The organism is Vibrio makurazakiensis (genome assembly GCF_050337375.1).
GTDB classification, from domain to species: Bacteria; Pseudomonadota; Gammaproteobacteria; order Enterobacterales; family Vibrionaceae; genus Vibrio; species Vibrio makurazakiensis.
In genome coordinates this window covers 34,780-53,482 of sequence record NZ_JAKJSW010000022.1, presented here as the reverse complement: position 1 = coordinate 53,482, position 18,703 = coordinate 34,780, and the positions used below count along the sequence as shown (strand labels likewise).

The following is an 18,703-nucleotide window of genomic DNA, read 5'->3' as shown; positions in this document are numbered from 1 at the left end:
ACATGGCGGTCAGCGTTGGAAATGACTTTAATCGTTACTTGCTAAAAATAGTGTGTTCAATTTATTTGTCTAAATTCTTTAAGTAGTGACTCGTTGTGAGACCTACTGAGGTAAAAACTGTGTTCCTATGCTCTTACCTGAAAACAGTTGTGTTAGCTTTTCTGGGTATCGCCAAGTTGCGACTTCAATTGGTCGTCCTAGGTCGTTAGCTGCTTCTAATGCTGCTTGAACTTTAACGATCATGCCGTCGGTAATCACTTTGCCTGCAATTAGGTCATCGGCTTGTTGTTGGTTGAGACTTGGAATCAAGTGACCTTTACCATCCAACACACCACTTACATCAGAAAGCAGTACCAACTCAGCATCAAGCGCTCCTGCTACAGCAACAGCGGCTTGATCAGCATTAACATTCATCAGCTGACCTTGCTCAGTCAGACCAATCGAACTAATGATTGGCAGTGCACCAGCGTTAAGGATGGCTTGCAGAACGGTTGAGTCACCCGGCTCAGCTTTACCTACCGCACCCAACTCTGGGTTTAGCTCACTGACTTTACATAAGCCACCGTCTGCTAGGCTCAAACCAACGGCATTAATACCGTCTTTAATCGCCTGACCTTGCAGTAATTTGTTAGCTGTGCCCGCTAGTGCACCAGCGATCAGAGGAATCTGGTCGTAAGGGGTAACACGTAGCCCTTCTTTCTTAACCGTTTCAAGGTTCAGCTTGTTCATCAAGTCATCGACAAGATAGCCACCACCGTGAACAATCACGATTGGTCGCTGTGCCTGTGTTTGGTAAGCAGAGATAGCACCGAATAACTTGCTAAGTGTTTCACCACAAGATAGCGCAGCGCCACCTAACTTTATGATTAATGGTTGATTATTAAGGCTCATATTTAGATTTCCTTACACTAGCGCAGTTAATGACTGAAAGCCATACCGTAAATTTAAACACTGCATCGCTTGGCTGGATGCACCTTTCAATAAATTATCAATCGCAGATACTACGATGATGTGTTGGCCTTGAACCTTCCACCCTAGGTCGCAAAATGGAGTGTTTTCAACATCTTGAATTCTTGGCAGCTTATCTGTTAGCAAACGTACTGCAGGTTTACCTTGGTAAGCTTGAGTAAAGGCTTGCTCGATTTGTTGCTCTGTTACGCCGTCAGCCAACTTCATCGTGATTGTCGCTAAGATACCTCGTTTGAAATTGCCCAGATGCGGTGTAAAAATCACATCGCAACCTAAGTGCGCTGCAATTTCAGGTTGATGACGATGATTAAATACACCGTAAGGTTGCAAGCTCACTTCACAAAAGCTATTCACCATACTCGCTTTGCGCCCTGCACCTGTTACACCGCTTGTCGCATTAATCACAGGCCATTGGTTTTCATCTAATAAGTTGCCTTCCACCAGCGGTTTAATTGCAAGCTGAGAAGCTGTTGGGTAACAACCTGCCACTGCAATTAACTGAGCTTGTTTTATTTCTTGTTCGTTCCACTCAGCTAAGCCATATGCCGCTTTATCTAGCCATTGTTCGTGTTGGTGTTCAAAACCATAAAATTCTTGGTAAAAGTTTTCACCCTTTACTCTAAAAGCACCGGATAGGTCGAAAACCTGACAATCGTTCTCAAGGAAAATCGGAGCTAAGTCATGACTAACTTCATGAGCTGTTGCTAAAAAAACCACATCAGAGTCTTGTGCGACTTGTTCCGGATTAACCAAAGGTTGAACTGGCATATCAATCAGACCAGCTAATTTACCGTGCAACGCTGCAATTGGTTTTCCCGCATCAACACTATTGGCGGATACATACAAACCTGATAGCGTGAGTTCAGGGTGTTTATTTATCATGAGAGCCAGTTCTGCTCCCGTGTAGCCGCTTGCGCCAATGATCGTGGTTTTCAACATCTCAACACATCCAATTTCTTGAGGTTATTCGTATTTAACTTTGACTATTCATACTTAATTTTTAGCTTTATTTGATTTTTTATTCATTAAATATGATTTAATATGTGTTTTACAGCCTTGCGGTTTTTCTGTCAATAGTAGAAGTGAAGATATTATGCAATTACCAAGTTTTCTTGAGGTCTATAAGGGCCTAATTTCCACCGACTCCATAAGTTCAACCGATCCTAGTTGGGATCACGGTAATGAAAAAGTCATCGAAAAGATGGCAACTTGGTTCAAAGATCTCGGCTTTAGTGTTGAAGTTGTTGAAGTTGAACCTGGTAAACACAACATGATTGCTAAGAAAGGCGAAGGTGAAGGTGGTTTACTGCTAGCTGGCCACAGCGATACTGTTCCGTTTGACGAAGGGCGTTGGAATTTCGATCCTCATGCTCTTACAGAATCGAACAATCGCTTTTATGGTTTAGGCACCGCCGATATGAAAGGCTTTTTTGCGTTTATTTACGAAGCCGTAAAGAAGATAGATTGGAGCAAGCAGACTAAGCCAGTGTATGTATTGGCAACCTGTGATGAAGAAACGACGATGCTTGGCGCTCGTCATTTCACTGAAAACGCCCCATTCAAGCCTGACTATTGCATTATTGGTGAACCAACAAGCTTAGTGCCAATTCGTGGGCATAAAGGTCACGTCGCTAATGCTGTTAGAGTTACAGGTAAATCAGGACATTCTTCAGATCCTGCACTCGGTGTGAATGCGATAGAAATCATGCATGAAGTACTGTTTGCATTAATGCAGTTACGAGACAAACTGATTAAAGAGTACCATCACCCAGGGTTTGCTATCCCAAGCCCGACGCTTAACCTTGGTCATATTCACGGTGGTGACAGCGCCAACCGAATTTGTGGCTGTTGCGAACTGCACTATGACGTGCGCCCTCTTCCTGGCATAAGTTTGGATGGGCTAGACAACATGTTAAGAGGAGCTCTTAAAGAAGTCGAAGCCAAGTGGCCAGGCAGAATCGAGATAACACCACTACATGAGCCGATTCCGGGTTACGAATGTCAGCACGACCACCCATTTATTGGTAGTATGGAGTCAGTTTGTGAAGTTGAATCTCAAACCGTCAACTACTGCACTGAAGCCCCGTTTTTACAGCAACTGTGCCCGACTCTCGTTCTAGGCCCGGGTTCTATCGATCAAGCCCATCAACCCGATGAGTTTCTAAGCTTTGATTTCATCGACCCTACAATTGATATTCTAGCTAAGTCGATCCGTAAATATTGTTTCTAGTTATTACTTACAATCTATGAATTGCATAAGAGTAAACTTCTTCACTTTGCTCTTATGCTGTTTTTTATTCTCTCTTATCAAGTTGTAATAAAATTTCAGCCCATTCACTGAGTAACGTAATTTCTTGCCTTACATCATACCAAAAGCTAATAAATACAAACTTAGAATGCTTTATTTGACTACAGACAGCATTTTTCGCTAGATTGTTATCTTAGCAAGGAACAATGGATGTAATTTTTTTACGAGGCAGGACGATAATGAACGAGAAATACGCCGCTCTCAAGAGTAACGTAAGTATGCTGGGACGCTTGCTCGGCAACACTATCCAAGACGCACATGGTGACGTGATCTTAGAGAAAGTGGAGACTATCCGTAAACTTTCCAAATCCGCACGCGCTGGCAACCAAGCTGATCGTGACAGCCTAGTTGAAGAAATCAAAAATCTACCCAATGAGCAGCTAACCCCTGTAGCTCGCGCATTTAACCAATTCTTAAACCTTACAAACATGGCCGAACAGTACCATACAATCTCTCGCCATTGTGAGGAGCACGTTTGTGAACCTGACGCACTTCAATCACTGTTTTCTAAACTAAATCAAAACGATGTTAGTAAATTAGATGCAGCTCAGGCCGTACGTGATTTAAACATTGAGCTTGTTCTTACCGCTCACCCAACAGAAATTACCCGTCGCACTATGATTAACAAGCTCGTTAAAATTAACGAGTGTCTATCAAAGTTAGAATTGAGCGACCTTTCAAACAAAGAACGTGTAAAGACCGAACGTCGACTAGAACAATTGATCGCACAAGGTTGGCACTCAGACGTTATTCGCCAACAACGCCCTACACCATTAGACGAAGCTAAATGGGGCTTTGCGGTTGTTGAAAACTCTTTGTGGGAAGCGGTACCAGATTTCCTACGTGAAATGGACGGTCGTTTAAAAGGCTACCTAGGTGAAGGGCTTCCGATTGATGCTCGCCCTGTTCACTTCTCATCTTGGATGGGTGGCGACCGCGATGGTAACCCATTCGTTACCCACACTATTACTAAAGAAGTTCTGCGTCTTTCTCGCTGGAAAGCGGCAGACTTATACCTAAACGATATCAACGAGCTTATCACTGAACTGTCGATGACCAAGTGTAACGATGCTGTTCGCGAGCTCGCTGGTGAAGAACACGAAGCTTACCGAGCTATTCTAAAAAGCCTACGTACCCTACTTGGCGATACGCTAGAAGTTTTAGATGCAGAAATTCACGAAGCTGATGTTCCAAAGAAAACCACACTACAGAATATTGATCAGCTTTGGAGTCCGCTGTACGCGTGTTACCAATCTCTACATGAGTGCGGCATGGGCGTTATCGCTGATGGCTCACTGTTAGACACTCTTCGTCGTATCAAAGCGTTTGGTGTTCACTTAGTTCGCCTTGATGTTCGTCAGGAAAGTACGCGCCATTCAGATGTTCTATCTGAACTAACCCGTTACCTAGGCATTGGCGATTACGACCAGTGGAGCGAACAAGACAAGATTGCTTTCTTAACCAATGAGCTGAGCTCTAAACGCCCGTTATTACCGCGCGACTGGGAGCCATCTGAACAGGTTAAAGAGGTTTTAGACACCTGTAAGATAATTGCTGCTCAGCCACGTGAAGCATTTGGTGCTTACGTTATTTCAATGGCACGAACCGCTTCAGACGTACTCGCTGTTCACTTACTACTGCAAGAGTCTGGTTGTCCTTACCGCATGGATGTATGTCCACTGTTCGAAACTCTGGACGACTTGAACAATTCAGAAGAAGTAATGAAACAACTAATGGGCATCGACCTATATCGCGGTTTCATCCAAAACCACCAAATGGTGATGATTGGTTATTCTGATTCAGCAAAAGATGCGGGCGTAATGTCAGCAGGTTGGGCACAGTATGACGCGATGGACAAGCTCGTAAAAGCTTGTGAAGAAGAAGGCGTAGAACTAACGCTATTCCACGGCCGTGGCGGTACTGTTGGTCGTGGTGGTGCTCCGGCACACGCTGCGCTACTTTCTCAGCCACCTAAGAGCTTGAAAGGCGGCTTACGTGTAACTGAGCAAGGCGAGATGATCCGCTTTAAGCTTGGCTTACCAGACGTAGCAGTGAACAGCTTCAATATGTACGCAAGTGCTATCTTAGAAGCAAACTTACTGCCACCACCGGAACCAAAACAAGAATGGCGCGACCTAATGGAAGTGCTGTCACAAGTCTCTTGTGAAGCATACCGCAACGTTGTTCGTGGTGAAGAAAAATTCGTACCTTACTTCCGTCAAGCAACGCCAGAGTTAGAGCTAGGTAAACTTCCTCTAGGCTCTCGCCCAGCGAAACGTAATCCAAATGGTGGTGTAGAAAGCCTACGCGCAATCCCATGGATTTTCTCTTGGAGCCAAAACCGTCTGGTACTTCCTGCATGGTTAGGAGCTGGTGAAGCTATTCAGTACTCAGTAGACCAAGGTCACCAGGCTCTACTTGAAGAAATGTGTCGTGAATGGCCGTTCTTCTCTACTCGTCTGGGTATGTTGGAAATGGTGTACTCGAAGTGCAACATGGAAATTGCTAAGTACTACGACCAGCGCTTGGTTGACGAAGAGCTATTGCCTTTGGGTGAGCTACTGCGCGAGCAACTGCAGAAAGACATCAAGGCAGTGCTTAATGTAGAAAACAACGAAAACTTAATGCAAAGCGACCCTTGGGGCTTAGAATCCATTCGCCTACGTAACATTTACGTTGAGCCACTAAACATGCTACAAGCCGAGCTTCTATACCGAACTCGTAAGTGTGAAACACCTCCAGCAGAGCTTGAAGAAGCACTAATGGTGACGATTGCAGGTATTGCAGCAGGTATGCGAAACACTGGATAGCCAGTAAATAACGTAGTTTATAAAGACAAAAGGTCGCAGATTGCGGCCTTTTATTTTGCTAAAACACCACTATTGAGTATTTTGTCAGGTTTTTGGGATATTTTGTCCATGTATTCTACTTTATGCTTATTATTTAGATATACTACTGCTCCGCTGTGAGAGCTAATAATAAAATATTCCACAGCTTGGGTTCGGGAAACCGACCTACCTAGGTGATAAACGGCTTTGTAAGGTGACATAACCAACATAATTGTTGGTGCTGCTTAAACGAGTTCCAACATAACGTGCCATTAGAAGCACACTTGATGTTTAAGCATTGTTTACTGTTTATTGACCATTTGGATTGAAGACATGTCATTACCACACGTTATCCTAACTGTTTTAAGTACGCGCGATGCTACTGGATACGATATCACAAAAGAATTTTCAGCAAGTATCGGTTACTTCTGGAAAGCTAGCCACCAACAAGTTTACCGTGAACTAAACAAAATGGCTCAAAACGAGCAAGTAACTTGTGTCTTAGAGCCACAAGAAGGTAAACCTGATCGTAAAGTTTATTCCATTACCGATGCAGGCCGCGGCGCTCTTGGGGAATGGTTTGAACAGCCAACAGCACATCCAACAGTACGTGATGAGTTTTCAGCTAAGCTGATTGCTTGCGCAGTACAACCATCAGATGCGTACCGCGCTCAACTATCTGAGTTAGTTGAAGAGTCTCGTAAACTTGTTTTACATTACAAAGAGATTGAATCGGCGTACTACGCAACACCAGCTACATTAGACAAGCAAGCACGCCTAGAGCGCTTAACGCTACGTCGCAACCTATTGATCCGTGAAGCATGGATTGTCTGGGCAGAAGAAGTGTTACTAGAACTTGGTGCTATGGCATAAGCTAGAAGCTAGAAGCTAGAAGCTAGAAGCTAGAAGCTAGAAAAGTAAAAGGCTTGAACTTAAGAGTTCAAGCCTTTTTTATATCTTTAAAATTGCTTTAATTCAGCACTGGTTCTAATCAAAAAATTACAAAGCAGCGCCTTGTGGGCGTACACCTAACGTGTGGCATAGCGCGTAAGTCATTTCTGCACGGTTTAGTGTGTAGAAGTGGAAGTCTTTCACTCCTTCGCGGCTTAATGTACGAACCATATCTATCGCCTGGCTAGCACCTACTAGCTGACGAGTTGTCGGGTCATCTTCAAGGCCTTCAAACTGCTGCGCCATCCAACCCGGAACTTTCACGTTATTCATCGCAGCAAAGCGCGATGCTTGCTTAAAGTTTGAAACAGGGAGAATGCCCGGTACGATTTCTACATCGATACCTGCGGCAACACAGCGATCACGGAAGCGAAGGTAGCTTTCAACGTCAAAGAAAAACTGAGTAATCGCACGGTTAGCACCTGCATCAACTTTACGCTTTAGATTCAGTAAGTCAGATTGAGCACTTTTCGCTTCAGGGTGAACTTCAGGGAACGCAGCAACCGAAATATCGAAATCATGACGAGACTTAAGCAGCTTAACTAAGTCCGATGCATACATCTCAGGTGCACCGCCTCCAGCAGGAATATCACCACGTAATGCAACGATGCTTTGGATACCATTTGCCCAATAGTCATCAGCAATCTGAATCAGTTCATCACGGCTAGCATCGATACAAGTAAGGTGAGGGGCAGCAACAAGACCCGTTTGGTCTTTAATTTCTTTAATGATTGAGTGCGTACGGTCACGCTCACCAGAGTTAGCACCGTAAGTCACAGAAACGAATTTAGGTTGAAGAGTTTTCAAGCGGTGAACAGAGTTCCACAGCGTTTCTTCCATCTTTTCACTACTCGGTGGAAAAAACTCAAATGACACATTGATATTGTCAGAAAGTTCAGCGATATTCTGATTTAAAGCGTCGATATGACTAGCGTGTGTGTATCCCATCTTACTCTCCCTGTGGCAAACTCAACCACGAAAAAAATCTTATCCTTAAACGACGTTTGGACGTCTATATGTCTACAGAATGTATTGAATACGATTTAATGTCAACAGATCCATTATGAATTTTTTTCAAGTAGACCGTGAATAAAGTTCAAGATAAGAAGTGGGAGAAATATGGGGATTAAGCTAGATATCGTAACGAATAAGGTTGAAAGAGCACTGTGCTGATTTCAACCTTATTCATGTCACATTAGTCCAGTTTGAAGCAGTAAGTCACTAGAATAAACTAGACATACGGTTTAGGTCTGACTGAATAGCGCCAGCCGTAACTTCTCGCCCTGCACCTGGGCCACGAATCACTAGTGGGTTGTCTTTATACCATTTACTTTCAATGGCAAAGATATTGTCACATGGTAGTAGGTTCGCTAAAGCATGTTCTTTCGCTAACGCTTCTACACCCACTGTCGCCTTACCGTTTTTCTCAAGGCGAGCAACATAGCGTAATACCTTTTGCTGTGATTGAGCTTTCTTCAAACGTTCAGCAAGTTCCTCACTGAGTAGCGATGCTTTATCAAAGAAATCATCCACCGATAAATCTTGAAGCTCAGCTGGCACCAATGATTCAACTTTTACATTTTCAGGTTCAATATCTAAACCCGATTCACGAGCAAGAATAACCAATTTGCGCATTACGTCAGAACCATCCAAATCAGCACGAGGATCAGGTTCAGTTAAACCTTGCTGCCATGCCAAATCAACAAGTTCACTAAATGGAACACTTCCATCAAATTGCTGGAACAACCAAGATAACGTGCCCGAGAAAATACCAGACAACGCAATAATATCATCACCGCTTTCACGTAAGTCGCGCACAGTATGATTGATTGGTAAACCTGCACCAACAGTCGCGTTATATAGCCAATGACGGCTGATTTTCGCAAAAGCATCTTGTACTTGATGGTAGTACTCACTTGATGCGCTGCCAGCAACCTTATTAGCAGAGATCAAATGAATACCTTGCTGAGCTATCGCTAAATACAGATCGGCAAGCTCTTTACTCGCAGTGACATCCAGTACGACAACTTCATCATAGCCTTGGATTGAACCTAAGCGCTCTAACCATTCATTACCATTGCTACTTACAGCTTCGTCATCAAAACGTTCTAGAACATCATCAGCTTCAATGCCTTGATCGTTATACCAATACGTTTGGCTACCAATCACTGCAACTAGGTCGAAACTCATTCCACGACGCTTTTCTAATTCATTTTTTTGTTCAGAGAACAGTTTTAACCAACTAGAACCAATATTGCCTTTACCACATAATGCGATAGCAACGCGCTTTTGAGCTTGGAATAATTGAGAGTGAACACCCTTAACCAGTAATGATGTATCCGCTTTTCGCATTACAGCGACAAGGCTTAAACCAGAAGAAGCTTCTGAAATAAACTCAACAGGCGAATGCTTTAATTGCTGATAAAAGCCATAACAATGATTTGGGTTCTTCGTTACACCAGCACCTACAGCAGCAACGAGCGAATACCCTTCCTTCAGCTTAATTTCTGCTTCAATGGCATGGTCTTGCAAGTACTCCAAAGCACCACCAGCAATTTCAGTGGTATAAGCTAATCGCAAGCTATTTTGGTCTGGCTGAAGTTCGTAAGCCAACGGCTCTAGCTGAGCGCGTTTTAACCCTTCAAGCACATCTACTTCAAGACGTTCAAAATCATGACCATGACCGAAGTTCAGCTGAATAATCAGAACTTCATCTAACGAAGTAATAATTTTTGCACCGCGACCTGAAGCCAGTACGCGTTCAATTTGCGTCGAGCCCGCTTCAGGCTGATAGCTGCAACGTAGGCTTAAGTCCATCGCACTTTGTGCTACAGGCTGTAATGTACGGCTATGTAGTACAGGGGCTGCTAAACGAGCGAGTTCACTCGCTTCATCAAGTCGAAGTAATGGTAATAAACAAGCATCAGACACTAAACGAGGATCAGCGCTGTATACTCCAGCAACATCACTCCAAATCGTCACACGATCGACTTCAGCCAGTGCACCAATAACCGTTGCAGAATAATCAGAACCATTGCGACCAAGCAGTACCGTTTCGCCTTCACCGTTCTGTGCCATAAAACCAGTGATCACAACTCGGCAATGAGTATGTTGAGCCAATACTTCTTTGATTAGCGAGTAAGAACGAGAACGATCCACTTCCGGTTGAGTACCAGCTTCAGCACGCAAAAATTCACGAGCATCTTGAGCCACAGCCTGCAGATCATTTTGAGAAAGTAACTCAGCTAACAAGCGAGAAGACCACACTTCACCGTGCCCTAGCACTTGTGCTTTTTGAGCTTCGGTTAATGGTGCAACGAGTTCGCCTAATGCCGTAAATTCTTTTTGAACAAGTTGAGTAAGTGTTTCCGCGCTATCGCCGACTAATAGACTTTCAATCAAATCTAATTGAAATTGACGTAGAGACTGTAGACATTCATGAGCCAAACGTCCGTCTTTATCTAACGCTTCAGTAAACTCAATTAATCGGTTGGTGGTTTTACCTGCCGCAGAAACCACAACCAGATCATTCTGCTGTGAATACTCTTTTAAAATTTTCACAACGCGCTGATAGCACTCAGGGTCAGCTAAACTACTGCCACCAAATTTATGCAGCTGACGTAAAACAGTCATTACTGTTTCTCCTCGCTATTAATGAAGCTTTGAGTTTTTGCAAACGCCTGTTTTAAATCATCAATCAGATCTTCAGCGTCTTCTAGGCCAACCGAAAGACGTAGCAATTGCTGAGAAACACCCGCCTCTGCCAGTGCTGCTTCACCCATTGCACGGTGTGTCATTGATGCAGGATGACAAATTAAGCTTTCTACTCCACCAAGTGACTCAGCGAGAGAGAATAATTCTAGCTCGCCGACAAAGTATTTCAGAGCTTCAAATGAACCTGCGAACTCAAAGCTCAGCATAGAACCAAAACCAGATTGTTGTTTTTTAGCAATCTCATGACCAGGGTGATCTGGTAGGCTTGGGTGATAAATCGTGCCTACAAGTTCCTGTTCTTCCAACGCAACCAGAATGTCTCGTGAACTTTCTTCATGCACTCGCATACGAGCGCCAAGAGTTCGGATACCACGCAAAGTCATGTAGCTATCGAATGGTGTGCCAGTCGCACCAATACAGTTACCCCACCAAGCTAGCTCTTCAGCATGCTCTTCTGTTTTAGTGATCACGACACCGCCAATCACGTCAGAGTGGCCATTAATGTATTTAGTGGTCGAGTGGATAACAAAGTCTGCACCAAGCTCCAATGGCTTTTGGAACACTGGTGTCAAAAAGGTATTGTCGACTGCGACTAATGCACCCACTTCTTTAGCTTTACGGCATGTTTCAGCAATATCCACCACACGAACGAGAGGGTTCGATGGTGTTTCTAATAAAACCAGTTTTGGCTTAAGAGCGATTGCAGCATCTAAAGCTGCTTGATCAGACTGATCAACAAACAATACTTTGAAGTCACCCTTTTGTGAGCGGGTATTAAACAGACGATAAGTACCGCCATAACAATCGTGCGGTGCTATGATTAAATCGTCACCGCCAAGGAAAGCCGATACCCAAAGATTAAGCGCCGACGTGCCACAGTTCGTTACAACCGCACCTTTGCCTGACTCTAGTTCAAACAGTGCTGTTTCTAGTAGACCACGGTTTGGGTTACCTGAACGGGTATAGTCATACTTTGGCACTTCTCCAAATGCAGGAAACCCATAGTTCGTAGACAGGTAAATCGGTGGTACAACGGCATGGTGTTGAGTGTCTGACTCGATACCAGTACGAACGGCAATAGTGGCTGGCTTCCGGCTGCTCATAGGTGTTTCCTTTCAAATTGGATACTGGATATTCACAGTAACTTGTCGCGTTTAAGCTGCTGTGTTAGATATATGTTATTCACTTTACTTACATTAGAATGAGCCGTCAACACTTCTAGACGTCTATATGTCTTTGCTTATGGCAGTAAATCCCGCTAAAATCACTATTCTAAATTTTAATCAAACAACAATAATGATGAAGGTGCGCAATGGCAGACTGGAATGGTGAATACATAAGCCCATATGCAGAGCATGGAAAGAAAAGCGAACAAGTAAAAAAAATTACAGTTTCTATCCCTCTTAAAGTATTAAAGGTGTTAACTGACGAGCGAACTCGCCGTCAAATCAACAACCTACGCCACGCCACGAACAGTGAACTATTGTGTGAAGCTTTCCTACACGCATACACAGGCCAACCTTTACCGACTGACGAAGACTTACGTAAAGACCGTCCAGATGAAATTCCGACAGAAGCGAAAGCTCTAATGACGGAAATGGGTATCGAATTCGAAAACTTCGACGACGAATAAAAATAAATCCAGTCACGAATTGTTACCTTTTTGCATCAACTGCCAGTGGTAAATCATTACATTTTGTTTTCGTTTGCAATAACGAGATCCCAAATATAAAAAAAGCCGACTAACTTATGTTAGTCGGCTTTTTCTTTAATACGAATTCAATTCCGAAGAATGATTACGCCATGTAATTTTCTGGCATCTCGATACGAGCAACACCGGATTCAACCGCTGCTTCCGCCACAGCTTTGGCAACGCGAGGAAGCAGGCGTGGATCCATTGGCTTAGGAATGATGTAACCTTTACCAAACTCCAGCGATGTTGCACCAGCTGCTGCAAGTACTTCTTCTGGCACTTCTTCTTTCGCTAATTCACGAATAGCTTTAACCGCTGCTAACTTCATTTCATCATTGATTTCACTTGCACGTACATCTAGCGCACCGCGGAAAATGAATGGGAAACAAAGTACATTGTTAACCTGGTTCGGGTAATCGCTACGGCCAGTACCCATGATTAGATCATCACGAACTTCATGAGCCAGTTCAGGTTTGATTTCTGGATCTGGGTTAGAACACGCGAATACCACTGGCTTGTCAGCCATTAGCTTAAGTGATTCAGCTGGTAGTAGGTTTGGACCTGATACACCAAGGAAAAGATCTGCACCTTCAATGACATCTTCAAGTGTGCGCTTATCGGTGTTATTTGCGAAAAGCTGCTTGTATTCATTTAAATCATCGCGACGAGTGTGGATCACACCTTTACGGTCAAGCATGTAGATCTTTTCACGCTGAGCACCACACTTAATAAGCAGTTCCATACACGCTACAGCCGCAGCACCTGCGCCTAAACAAACAATCTTAGACTCTTCAAGTTTTTTACCTTGAAGCTCGATTGCATTCAGCATGCCCGCTGCCGTTACGATTGCCGTACCGTGTTGGTCATCATGGAATACAGGTACATCACAACGCTCGATTAGGCGACGTTCGATTTCAAAACAATCTGGTGCTTTGATGTCTTCTAGGTTGATACCACCGAAGGTGTCTGCAATGTTTGCTACTGTATCGACAAACTCATCGATTGTGCGGTGTTTTACTTCAATATCGATAGAATCTAAACCTGCAAAGCGCTTAAACAGTAACGCCTTACCTTCCATTACCGGTTTAGACGCGATAGGACCTAGGTTACCCAGACCAAGAATCGCCGTACCATTAGAAATAACAGCAACCATGTTGCCTTTTCCTGTGTACTTATAAACATTATCTACATTTTGAGCAATTTCACGCACGGGTTCAGCAACACCAGGACTGTATGCTAAAGCTAGATCTTCAGCAGAGTTTGCTGGCTTCGTCAGTTCGACGGCGATCTTGCCTGGGATAGGAAATTCATGGTAATCCAATGCATCTTGGCGAAATTGTTCTTGTGGAGAAAGTTCTTGGCGAGTGTCGTCTGACATAAGTGTAGGTTTCCTGATTGATATTATAATATGTGGTAAGAACATTGATTTTAATGGATGTACTTCAAAGTTCCTAGACAGGAAAGCACTCTGTCTCATCAAAAAACGAGATTTGACTACTAATAAGACCAGTGGCCAGTTGAAATCTCTAAACTGCAGGCAACAAAAAAGGACACCGAAGTGTCCTTTTTAGGTTCTAAATAGCGAGTAAAATTACTTGCTAGAAAGAGCACCGAAACGCTTGTTGAAGCGATCAACACGGCCGCCAGTATCTACGATACGTTGCTTACCAGTGTAGAATGGGTGACATTTGTCACATACGTCTAGGTGAATACCTTCTTTACCTAGAGTAGAGTTGAATTCAAATGTGTTGCCGCAAGAGCAAGTAGCTTTAACAGCTTTGTATTCTGGGTGGATACCAACTTTCATGGGAAAACCTCAATTAGGCCGTGTCGCCATCCGATTCTAAGCCGGACACCACACGTAGTTTAAAAAATAGTAAAAGTACCGCATCGAAACTCAAGGTCACGAAGCCATACCTTCAAGGCGCAGTATATTAATGAATCTGTGAAGTAGGATCAACTGATTTGATACATTTTTCACCAATCATTCGGTGCTAGCGTATTCTTTCTACGAAAGCCTATTAAAAGACAGCGGCTTAGACGTTTCCGTTCTAACAGTATCTCGAATTTAAAAGGCGAATCCTTTAGACTGTCACTCCGTTCTTCCCTAGGTAAAGCTCTCTATTTATGCGTCCAACCATCGCTCGTGTTGCACTGCCCGTCCCTCTGGACAAACAGTTTGATTATAAGATCCCAGGTCATCTGTTTCCGATTATCGGTGGACGTGTTTCTGTACCTTTTGGACGACAGACTTTAGTAGGTATCGTTATTTCATTAGTTAATGAATCGGAGTTCGACTTTGACAAGCTAAAACCAATCAAAGCCATTCTCGATAATCAGCCAGTTTGGCCAGATTCCGTCTATTCATTACTAACTTGGTGTAGCCAGTTTTACCAGTACCCATTAGGGGAAACGTTAGCCAACGCACTACCAAGCGCTCTGCGCAAAGGGAAACCCGCAGATTTCGCAACTTTGGTTGAGTGGCAATTAACAACCCAAGGGAAAAACCAACTGATGCAGGGCTTTGGGCGAGCTGTCAAACAAGCCAAAGTCATGCACATGCTCGAAAACGGCGCAGTACCGCACCAAGAGTTTATTGACCAAGAAGTCGGAAGCGCGGTTCTTAAAACCTTACAAGAGAAAGATTGGGTTGAGTCCGTCGAGAAGAAGCCCAAGCAAGTAGCATGGCCTCAAGAGATTGAAACTGACCAATACAAGCCAAAGCTTAATGAAGAGCAAGCGATAGCGATAGCGACAGTTAACAGCCAAACGGACTTCTCTTGCTTCTTATTAGAAGGCGTAACGGGTTCAGGTAAGACCGAAGTTTACCTCAACATGATTAAGCCGGTTTTAGAGAAAGGTAAGCAAGCTTTGGTGCTAGTACCAGAAATAGGCTTAACCCCACAAACCATCAACCGTTTTAAGAAACGTTTTAACGTTCCTGTTGAAGTGATCCACTCTGGTTTAAATGATACTGAACGTCTTAACGCTTGGCTTTCTGCTCGTGACAATATTGCAGGTATAGTGATTGGGACTCGTTCCGCCCTATTCACTCCTTTTGCAGACCTCGGCATTATCATTGTCGATGAAGAGCATGATGCGTCTTATAAGCAACAAGATAGCTTGAGGTATCACGCTCGAGATGTCGCTATCATGCGAGCCCATAAAGCGCAGATCCCCGTAGTGCTTGGTTCTGCTACCCCTGCTTTTGAAACCATACATAATGCACAAGTTGGAAAATACGCTCACTTAACACTAACCAAACGTGCTGGTGTCGCCGTTCCGACGACAAATAAAGTGCTTGATGTAAAAGGCTTATATTTAGAAAGTGGATTATCTGCGCCTCTAATTGCCGAAATGCAGCGACACTTAAAAGATGGCAACCAAGTCATGCTGTTCCTCAATCGACGAGGGTTTTCACCAGCATTAATGTGTCATGAGTGTGGCTGGACTGCCGAATGTAAACGATGCGAYGCTTACTACACCTATCACCAAAACAGTAATGAGATCCGCTGCCACCATTGTGGTTCACAGCAGCCTGTTATTCATCACTGTCAGGGGTGTGGTTCACATCAATTAGTGACTCTAGGTGTCGGCACTGAACAATTAGAAACCCAATTGGGTCAATTGTTTCCCGAATACAAAACCATCCGTATTGACCGAGATAGTACCCGCCGTAAAGGCAGCTTAGAGGCCGCACTAGAGTCCATTCGTAATGGTGAGTACCAAATTCTCATCGGGACTCAAATGCTTGCGAAAGGCCATCACTTCCCCGATGTTACCCTAGTAACACTACTTGATGTCGATGGTTCACTTTATAGCAGCGACTTCCGCGCATCTGAGCGCTTGGCGCAGCTCTTTACTCAAGTAGCAGGCCGAGCAGGGCGTGCAAGTAAACCAGGCGAAGTGGTTTTACAAACACACCACCCTGAACATGGCTTACTTCAAGCACTACTACACAAAGACTATAGTCACTTTGCTCAAACGGCACTGGCCGAGCGTAAGCAGGCTATGTTGCCCCCTTATACCTTTATGGCATTGTTCCGAGCTGAGGCAAATGACTCACTACTGGTCGAAAACTTTTTACGACAAGTTCGCCACACGCTAGAGTCTCATCCGCTGTTTGATGGCTACTGTATGGTTCTTGGACCAACCCCTGCTCCACTGGCTAAACGAGCAGGGAAATCACGCTGGCAATTAATACTCCAAACTCAAACTCGTTCACAGATGCAAAAGCTCTTAGCCAGTGCAAAACCGGCTATTCACTTGCTACCAACATCGAAAAAAGTACGTTGGTCAATCGACATTGAGCCTCAAGATCTCAGCTAAGAAGTCGACCTAGCATCGAGATTTCATATTTATCGTGAGTCAGTTCACACTAGTAATGTAAATTTTGTTAATCTAGCCGTAACTTTCTGTGTGTAAATGAATAAACTGTTTCTGGCTTAACAAAGTTTACTCAACTTTGATGAATATTTATTTATAAAAACAATAATTAGATGCCTCAATGGATGGCATATACAAGGAATTTAAGAGGTCAACTTATGGCGACAATGAAGGACGTTGCCCAGCTCGCAGGGGTTTCTACAGCGACAGTATCACGCGCGCTTATGAACCCTGAAAAAGTATCATCATCAACACGTAAACGCGTAGAAGATGCAGTACTAGAAGCTGGCTACTCACCAAACTCGTTAGCGCGAAACCTACGCCGCAACGAATCCAAAACCATTGTCACCATTGTTCCTGACATTTGTGATCCCTACTTCACTGAAATCATTCGTGGTATTGAAGACGCAGCCGTTGAACATGGCTACTTAGTGCTACTAGGTGATAGTGGTCAGCAAAAGAAACGTGAAAGCTCTTTCGTGAACCTAGTATTCACCAAGCAAGCTGACGGCATGTTATTGCTGGGCACCGATCACCCATTTGACGTCAGCAAAGCGGAACAAAAAAACCTTCCGCCAATGGTCATGGCGTGCGAGTTTGCACCAGAGCTAGAATTGCCAACCGTGCATATTGATAACTTAACGTCAGCATTTGAAGCCGTTAACTACCTGACTCAACTTGGCCATAAACGCATTGGTCAAATCTCGGGGCCTAAAACTGCAGCCCTGTGCCAGTTCCGTCAGCAAGGCTACCAGCAAGCACTGCGCCGCGCAGGGATCACCATGAACCCTACGTTCAGTACTATCGGCGATTTCTCTTTTGAAGCTGGTGCGAAAGCGATTCGACAATTGCTAGCACTGCCTGAGCCACCAACCGCTATTTTCTGTCATAACGACACCATGGCGATAGGTGCCATTCAAGAAGCTAAAAAACTGGGTTTGCGAGTACCACAAGACCTTTCTGTTGTCGGCTTCGATGATATTCAGTTTGCCCAATACTGCGATCCACCACTAACCACGATTTCTCAGCCTCGCTACGAAATCGGTCGCCAAGCAATGTTGATGATGCTTGATGTACTCAAAGGACATGAAGTTCAAGCAGGTTCTCGCCTCCTTGAAACAGAGCTAATTATTCGTGGCAGTACTGCTCCACCAAGAATCCAATAACGTACCCTTATTTTAGCGGCACATTTTGATGTGCCGCTTCCATTTCTATACTGTTATCTGCGCACAATCTGGATTAACATGAAGACAGTATCAGTAACGATGAAAATGTCTTGTGGCCAATAGAGATTATGTAAAACGCGGTCGAGCTCCGAAAAAGCCGACAAAGAAAACATCCAGCAGACAAGCTCCTCGCCGTAAACCATGGCGTAGTGGTCTTTTGGCGATCTTATTATTAAGTGGATTTGGCTACGGCCTTTATCTGCTTAGTAACGACCCTGAGCCGCCAGCACCTACCGTCGTTACAAAACCAAAATCTAAGCCGAAACCAAGTAAGCCGTTACCACCTCCACCAGAAGAAAAGTGGGACTATGTGGAAACGCTACCCAACCGTCAGGTTGAAGTGAAAGCCAAGGAACAAAAGGTATCGGAAATTCCATACATCATGCAGTGTGGAGCTTACAAAACTCTAAGCCAAGCTGAAGCTCGTAAGCTGGATATCGCCTTCCAAGGTATCAACAGCAAAGTTCGTAAAAAAGAGAACAGCAGCTGGTTCCGAGTGGTACTAGGGCCATACAAGTTTAAGCGTGATGCCGAACGAGATCGCCATAAGCTCCAAAGAGCGAAGATCGAGCCTTGTGCGATTTGGAAAGAAACGCAATAACGATTTAGAAACAGAAAGCCTTCAGCG

Annotated in this window: 14 protein-coding genes; 7 read left to right on the top strand and 7 right to left on the bottom strand. The window is 44.1% G+C overall.

The window, feature by feature from the left end; all coding sequences use genetic code 11:
* Positions 1-102: 102 nt before the first annotated feature.
* Entirely contained in the window at positions 103-891 is a 789-nt protein-coding gene (gene argB / locus L4C33_RS03375) for an acetylglutamate kinase (protein WP_428811041.1), read from the bottom strand.
* 12 nt (positions 892-903) lie between these two features.
* Positions 904-1,908, bottom strand: a complete 1,005-nt coding sequence (argC, locus tag L4C33_RS03370) for an N-acetyl-gamma-glutamyl-phosphate reductase (protein ID WP_428811040.1) — start codon at positions 1,906-1,908, stop codon at positions 904-906.
* 154 nt (positions 1,909-2,062) lie between these two features.
* Here argC and argE point away from each other — a divergent pair, with 154 nt between their 5' ends.
* The 3 genes from argE (at position 2,063) to L4C33_RS03355 (ending at position 6,978) form a co-directional block, all read left to right on the top strand.
* Positions 2,063-3,199, top strand: a complete 1,137-nt coding sequence (argE, locus tag L4C33_RS03365; RefSeq protein WP_428811039.1) for an acetylornithine deacetylase — start codon at positions 2,063-2,065, stop codon at positions 3,197-3,199.
* 257 nt (positions 3,200-3,456) lie between these two features.
* Complete coding sequence (gene ppc, locus L4C33_RS03360) at positions 3,457-6,087, top strand: phosphoenolpyruvate carboxylase (RefSeq protein ID WP_428811038.1); 2,631 nt, start codon at positions 3,457-3,459, stop codon at positions 6,085-6,087.
* 351 nt (positions 6,088-6,438) lie between these two features.
* Positions 6,439-6,978, top strand: a complete 540-nt coding sequence (locus tag L4C33_RS03355) for a PadR family transcriptional regulator (RefSeq protein ID WP_428811037.1) — start codon at positions 6,439-6,441, stop codon at positions 6,976-6,978.
* A gap of 126 nt (positions 6,979-7,104) precedes the next feature.
* On the opposite strand, the gene metF is transcribed toward L4C33_RS03355, so the two are convergent.
* The 3 genes from metF to L4C33_RS03340 all read right to left on the bottom strand — a co-directional run bounded on the left by metF (position 7,105) and on the right by L4C33_RS03340 (position 11,873).
* On the bottom strand, positions 7,105-8,004 hold the full coding sequence (gene metF, locus L4C33_RS03350) for a methylenetetrahydrofolate reductase (RefSeq protein WP_428811036.1): 900 nt from the start codon (positions 8,002-8,004) through the stop codon (positions 7,105-7,107).
* 273 nt (positions 8,005-8,277) lie between these two features.
* Positions 8,278-10,689: a bifunctional aspartate kinase/homoserine dehydrogenase II gene (locus L4C33_RS03345; protein ID WP_428811035.1), complete on the bottom strand. Its 2,412-nt coding sequence runs from the start codon at positions 10,687-10,689 to the stop codon at positions 8,278-8,280.
* Positions 10,689-11,873, bottom strand: a complete 1,185-nt coding sequence (locus L4C33_RS03340; protein ID WP_428811034.1) for an O-succinylhomoserine (thiol)-lyase — start codon at positions 11,871-11,873, stop codon at positions 10,689-10,691. Before L4C33_RS03340 ends, L4C33_RS03345 begins: the two co-directional genes overlap by 1 nt.
* 209 nt (positions 11,874-12,082) lie before the next feature.
* On the opposite strand from L4C33_RS03340, the gene metJ reads away from it, so the two are divergent.
* Positions 12,083-12,403 (top strand): met regulon transcriptional regulator MetJ, encoded by a 321-nt coding sequence (gene metJ / locus L4C33_RS03335; protein ID WP_428811033.1) that lies wholly within the window; start codon positions 12,083-12,085, stop codon positions 12,401-12,403.
* A gap of 163 nt (positions 12,404-12,566) precedes the next feature.
* Here the strand turns inward: metJ and L4C33_RS03330 are convergent, their stop codons facing one another.
* Together L4C33_RS03330 and rpmE are read right to left on the bottom strand one after the other, a co-directional pair.
* The gene (locus L4C33_RS03330; RefSeq protein ID WP_428811032.1) at positions 12,567-13,841 is read right to left on the bottom strand and encodes a malic enzyme-like NAD(P)-binding protein; all 1,275 of its coding nucleotides are present in this window, start codon (positions 13,839-13,841) and stop codon (positions 12,567-12,569) included.
* A gap of 213 nt (positions 13,842-14,054) precedes the next feature.
* Complete coding sequence (gene rpmE / locus L4C33_RS03325; RefSeq protein ID WP_428811031.1) at positions 14,055-14,270, bottom strand: 50S ribosomal protein L31; 216 nt, start codon at positions 14,268-14,270, stop codon at positions 14,055-14,057.
* 320 nt (positions 14,271-14,590) lie between these two features.
* Here rpmE and priA point away from each other — a divergent pair, with 320 nt between their 5' ends.
* The 3 genes from priA (at position 14,591) to L4C33_RS03310 (ending at position 18,676) form a co-directional block, all read left to right on the top strand.
* A complete protein-coding gene (gene priA, locus L4C33_RS03320; RefSeq protein ID WP_428811030.1) occupies positions 14,591-16,792 on the top strand; it encodes a primosomal protein N' in 2,202 nt (733 codons plus the stop codon).
* Between the two features lie 215 nt (positions 16,793-17,007).
* Entirely contained in the window at positions 17,008-18,015 is a 1,008-nt protein-coding gene (gene cytR, locus L4C33_RS03315; RefSeq protein ID WP_428811029.1) for a DNA-binding transcriptional regulator CytR, read from the top strand.
* A gap of 112 nt (positions 18,016-18,127) precedes the next feature.
* The gene (locus tag L4C33_RS03310; protein WP_428811028.1) at positions 18,128-18,676 is read left to right on the top strand and encodes an SPOR domain-containing protein; all 549 of its coding nucleotides are present in this window, start codon (positions 18,128-18,130) and stop codon (positions 18,674-18,676) included.
* Positions 18,677-18,703: the final 27 nt, after the last annotated feature.